At 46.2% G+C, this 5,195-nt stretch carries 7 protein-coding genes; 4 read left to right on the plus strand and 3 right to left on the minus strand.

All coding sequences use genetic code 11. The features are described from left to right. Positions 1 to 219 precede the first annotated feature (219 nt). Genes VIP81_RS02960 through VIP81_RS02970 form a run of 3 tightly spaced genes read left to right on the plus strand, consistent with a single transcriptional unit; the run spans position 220 to position 2,039 of the window. On the plus strand, positions 220 to 768 hold the full coding sequence (locus VIP81_RS02960; RefSeq protein ID WP_331956989.1) for a pyridoxamine 5'-phosphate oxidase family protein: 549 nt from the start codon (positions 220 to 222) through the stop codon (positions 766 to 768). A 44-nt stretch (positions 769 to 812) separates the two neighbouring features. Next, positions 813 to 1,694, plus strand: coding sequence for a multiheme c-type cytochrome (locus VIP81_RS02965; protein WP_331956990.1), 882 nt, complete (start codon positions 813 to 815; stop codon positions 1,692 to 1,694). Positions 1,695 to 1,724: 30 nt separating this feature from the next. Then, positions 1,725 to 2,039: a hypothetical protein gene (locus VIP81_RS02970; protein WP_331956991.1), complete on the plus strand. Its 315-nt coding sequence runs from the start codon at positions 1,725 to 1,727 to the stop codon at positions 2,037 to 2,039. Between the two features lie 3 nt (positions 2,040 to 2,042). Here VIP81_RS02970 and VIP81_RS02975 read toward each other — a convergent pair whose 3' ends face one another. The 3 genes from VIP81_RS02975 to VIP81_RS02985 form a co-directional block, all read right to left on the minus strand. Then, positions 2,043 to 3,152 carry an ionic transporter y4hA gene (locus tag VIP81_RS02975; RefSeq protein ID WP_331956992.1) on the minus strand — a complete coding sequence of 370 codons (1,110 nt, stop codon included), beginning with the start codon at positions 3,150 to 3,152 and terminating at the stop codon, positions 2,043 to 2,045. Between the two features lie 86 nt (positions 3,153 to 3,238). Continuing rightward, complete coding sequence (locus VIP81_RS02980; RefSeq protein ID WP_331956993.1) at positions 3,239 to 3,991, minus strand: carboxypeptidase-like regulatory domain-containing protein; 753 nt, start codon at positions 3,989 to 3,991, stop codon at positions 3,239 to 3,241. Positions 3,992 to 4,094: 103 nt separating this feature from the next. Continuing rightward, the gene (locus VIP81_RS02985; protein WP_331956994.1) at positions 4,095 to 4,478 is read right to left on the minus strand and encodes a hypothetical protein; all 384 of its coding nucleotides are present in this window, start codon (positions 4,476 to 4,478) and stop codon (positions 4,095 to 4,097) included. A 350-nt stretch (positions 4,479 to 4,828) separates the two neighbouring features. On the opposite strand from VIP81_RS02985, the gene VIP81_RS02990 reads away from it, so the two are divergent. Further along, positions 4,829 to 5,195 (plus strand): GNAT family N-acetyltransferase (locus tag VIP81_RS02990; RefSeq protein WP_331956995.1); only part of this gene is annotated, 367 nt, incomplete at its 3' end.

Genomic DNA, 5,195 nt, shown 5'->3' on the forward strand with positions numbered 1-5,195 from the left:
GTTTTTTCCCATTTACTTTTACAGGAAGATAACAGGCAGATGACCAGTATTACTTTAATGGCTTTCATGCAATATATTTTTCCTGCCAGATGAATACCGGCAGTGCTTCATTAGTATTTTACATTCCTCAAATGTACAGCATCTGACAGAAACCATGATATCCTTGCGAGGTAAAAATTTGTACCTTTACAACTTACCCACGCTTAAACAGTTTGATGTATGGGAAAATTCTTTGATGATATTAAGCCGCAGCACGAGTCCTTCATCGCTGCACAGAAAATGTTTTTTGTCGCCTCCGCTCCACTTGCTGCCCAGGGACATATTAATCTTTCGCCGAAGGGACTCGATAGCTTCCGCGTTTTTTCGTCTACACGGGTAGGTTACCTTGATATTGTGGGTAGTGGCAATGAAACCTCCGCGCATATCCTGGAAAACGGCCGGATCACCTTTATGTTTTGTGCTTTTGATGGACCACCCAATATACTGCGTTTATACGGGAAAGGCTATACGGTGTTACCTACCGATCCGGAATGGGCCGAATTATCTGCCCACTTTACGCTGTTGCCTGCCACCAGGCAAATTATAGTAGCCGACATCTATAAAGTGCAGACCTCCTGCGGTTTTGGCGTGCCACTGTACGAATACAGCGGTGAAAGGGACCATGCCGCCAAATGGGCGGAAAGCAAAGGTCGGGAAGGACTGGAAATCTACAAGGCAGAAAAGAACAGGGTAAGTCTGGATGGATTACCTACAGATTTGGCGCGATAGAAAATTGTCGCCCGGATTTGTATATTTGGGAACATTCCCACGATATGAATAAACGCCAGCGCTATGTGTCCGGATTCCTGCTTTGTTGTATCTCCATCTTATCCCAGTGTATTACCAAAGCGCCGGAAAAGGAAGACCTGAGAGGAAAACAATTTGCCGGCGCCGCAGCCTGTGCGGGTTGCCACCAAAATATCTATAACGCATTTCTTCGTTCTGCCCATCATAACACCAGCCGGCCCGCCTCCAAAGCCACGGTGCTGGGGAGTTTTGCGTCGCCGGATAATGTATTCACTTATAGCCATGGCCAAAAAGTACAGCTGGAAGCACATGACAGCCTGCTTTTTCAGGCTGCCTATACCAACGATACCCTTACCACCAAACGTCCTTTCGATATTGCCATAGGTTCCGGGAGAAAAGCACAAACTTATCTCTACTGGAAAGACGATAAATATTACCAGCTGCCGCTGTCGTATTTTGTGCCTTCGGCCAGCTGGGCTAACAGTCCGGGTTTTCCCGCCACCCATCCGCGGTTTGACCGCATAATTCCCAGCACCTGTTTTGGTTGTCATAGCTCCGGCGTGGTTTTTAAAGAAGTAAAAATGGAGGGATTGCAGTTGTCGGAATCGTTTGAGAAAAATGAAATCGTATTTGGTATAGACTGCGAACGCTGTCATGGTGCAGCGGCGGCGCATGTGGAATTCCAGTCGGCCCATCCCGAAGAAAAGCAGGCGAAATATATCACCACCATCTCTTCCCTAAAAAATCAACAACGACTGGACCTGTGCGGGCTTTGTCATTCCGGACTTAAAACGCCCCAGAAGCCGGCCTTTAGCTACCGCCCCGGCGATCCCCTCTCCGATTACTTTTTCCCGGATCCGGGCAGGCCCGCCAAGGCCACTGAAATGGATGTACATGGCACGCAGTAGCAGTTATTTACCGCCAGCAAATGCTCCATCATGAGTACCGATATGAACTGTTCTTCCTGTCATAACCCACATGCAAAGGAAAGCGATGACATCGCCGTATTTTCACAACGCTGCATGAATTGCCATCAGACAAGCGGAGATCATTTCTGTAAACAAAAAGGATTTGCGGCATCGGTGTTAGCCGGTAATTGTATCGACTGTCATATGCCGGCGTTACCATCCGGGAATATCACCTTATTGACCAATGGGGAAACGAAGCCCACACCGGATTTCATACGAACCCATCTGATTAGTATTTATCCGGAGGAAACGAAGAAGGTGATAGAGAGGCTAAGAAAAAAGTAAGATTTACGGCACCACGGAAATAAACATATAAGTGGCCAGTATCACCAGCAACACAATTCCCTGCAGGATGTTCGTCTTCCCCGCATTAAACGAAATGCTGATGGTAAACAGCGAAAGAATAAGCAGTAGTGTTGATTTCGCATCGATGCCCAATGTAACGCGCAAACCAGCGAAATAACAAACGATCGCCACTGCCGGGATGGTGAGTCCTATACTTGCCAAGGCCGAGCCTAAAGCCAGGTTTAAGCTGGTTTGCAAGCGATTTTGCCGGGCTGCCCGGATCGCCGCTATACCTTCCGGCAAGAGAATCACCGCTGCGATAATCACGCCCACCAAGGTTTTGGGAGCACCCAGGTTTATAACAATTGATTCGATGGTAGGCGATAATTTTTTGGATAGCAGTACCACTACCACCAGCGACACGATTAACAGCAATAAGCTCATGATAGCGGTCAAACCGGATGGTGGTGCTGCGTGAACATCTTCGTCTCCCGGAGCAGCGTCTTCAGGCAGAAAATAATCACGATGACGAATGGTTTGCACCGCAACGAAGCTACCGTATAACACGAGGGAAATGATCGCTACAAAAATGAGTTGACTGTTTGAATAAACAGGCCCCACTTCGGTGGTGGTATAATTGGGTAAGACGAGTGTTAAAATGGAGATAGCGCTCAATGTAACCAGGGCGGCGCTCACACCTTGTTTAATAAATGCCTGTTCTTTATAAAAATATCCGCCTATGAATAATGACATCCCGATAATGCCGGAGAGAATCAGCATAATGGCTGCAAACACGGTATCCCGCGCCAGGGTGGAATCTCCGCCTACTTCTGTGAGCATGATAGACACGATCAACGACACCTCTATGACGGTAATGGCGAGTGCTAAAATGAGTGTACCGTAAGGCTCTCCTACTTTATGTGCTACTACTTCCGCATGATGCACCGCAGATAATACCACACTAATCAGGGATATGCCCATGACGGCTGCGAAAATACCGCTACCTTGCTCACCGGCCAGGGCTAACAATATTAAGCCAATCAGGGGGCTGATAATGCTCCACAACGGTAATGTTATTTTCCATCTTTTATAGAGAAAATGATTGAATGCCATGTACATAAGATACAGAAAATAATGCAAACGGCAGGCAGGAAAGGTCCATCAATATCAGTGAAAGCAGCAGAAAAGCAAGTGCACCATTAATTCGGGGTGGGATGATCGCGGTTCCAGTTTTCGAGAAAATATTGGCCCCAATCTTTGATCAGCTTATAGTATTCGTATTCATTTTCAAAGCTCAGGAGCATTTCATAGGTGGGCCGGTATTGCACCATAAAGGTATCCAGTGCAGGCGCCGTTAACCCCGTTATTTTTTTCACCAGCGCCTTATTAAAACGGTGGTCGACGTATTTCTCCCGTTCCTCCCTTTCCATAAAGCGCCTGAAATTCTCCATCCGCTTGATTTTCTTCATGCTGAACAAAGCATCCAGGTTGATCCCCACTCCCGGTCCGCTGGTACCTCCGCCGGAAAGGTATTCCGGCGAATAGTCGAACACCTTCCGGTATTCTTCCCGGTTCTTCAATGAATCCGACAGGTAATCGCCCAGGCGCATGGTGGTTACAACAACAGTAGGTAACACATGTGTATCCACATGCAGACTCATGTCGTAAGGGCGGTTGTTGTTAATTTGTTTTACCGGAAATTTCATGGTGGCTTTTCCCTGATAGGAAAAACTGATGGAATCTGTGATGGGCAAAACGATCGTGTAATGTCCTGAAGAATCGGAGACCGCTCCGGCGCCGGAGTTACTCATGACGCTTACGCCAGGCAGGCCAAATCGCGCGGAGCGGTCAAAAATGGTACCACTAATCCTCACCTGCGCACTGGAAACCAGCCGGCACAGGACTAATATGACTAATACGACAGTTATTCTTGCTATACGAGATTTTCCCATTTTGGCCCAATCTAAGACAGGATAAAAACATAAGCAAGAATAACTAAAATATTAACAAATCATTTTCTATTTCAATATATCAGCTATACATACCGTCGACAAATTATTTCATTCCAAATAACGTCACAACGGCTTTTCCGTTTAAAATGCCTTTTGTATCGTACCAGATTTCTATGCTCCCCAATTTTCGCTTTCCTCCTTTCAGATCTATCACCCTGCTTTCACCGCCTTTGGGGATCTCCAGCCGGGTATCAATATTTTCCGGCAATCCTCTATCGTCATAAGTAACCACAATTTTTGCCATGTTTACGGGTGAATTAGTGACCTTAAACTTTATCCGCCGAAAATAATCATAAGGCCCCTGTACGATAATGGCATCATGATCCGCCGTATGATTGGCCGTAACGGTACCCAATAACCGCCAGCTGCCGGCGCCTCCGGATCGGGGTCTGCTGACGACTTGCCCAGATACATCAGTAAATGCCATGCATACAAAAAGTGAACATACAAAGACTAAGAATAATTGACGTTTCATATGATTAGATTATTCAGTTTAACAATAATTACGGGATAACCGAATGCTGGTTGTTTTTTTGATGATGCTAACAGGCGGGCTTAGGGGTGTTTCGAGATAACAGGTGTCAGGTATGTTTTGTTCGCGACATGGCATAGTTTGCTATACAGCAGAAACTGTGTAACGAACTGTTGACTATGGCTAAGGCACATGACTATGATCTCAATTTGCCGGACATGGGCTAGCGGCTTTTTGCGTAAAACCGAAAAAAAATTTCGGTTTATGTAGTCAACTACGTAGTTTTATACCATAAATCTATGCAAATGAGTACGGCACCTACTATAAGAATGATTGACAACCAGTTTCGCCAGCAGGTAATAGATATTATCCTGCCTATACAGCAAATAGAATTTAATATACCGATTACCATTGAGGACCAACCAGACCTGAATGATATAGAAATCAACTATCATCAAACGGGCGGCGGCTTCTGGGGAGCGATGGTAGATGGTGAGCTGGTGGGCACCATTGCCCTGATAGCTACCGGTCACCAGGCAGGCGCTATCCGCAAAATGTTTGTGAAAAAGGATTTCCGGGGTAAAGAACTGGGCCTGGCACAACAACTGCTCAACCAACTGATCGACTATTGTAAAAAAAACCAGATCACGGATCTGTATCTGGGCACAGTAG

Source organism: Chitinophaga sp. (assembly GCF_036566945.1).
Classification (GTDB): Bacteria; Bacteroidota; Bacteroidia; order Chitinophagales; family Chitinophagaceae; genus Chitinophaga.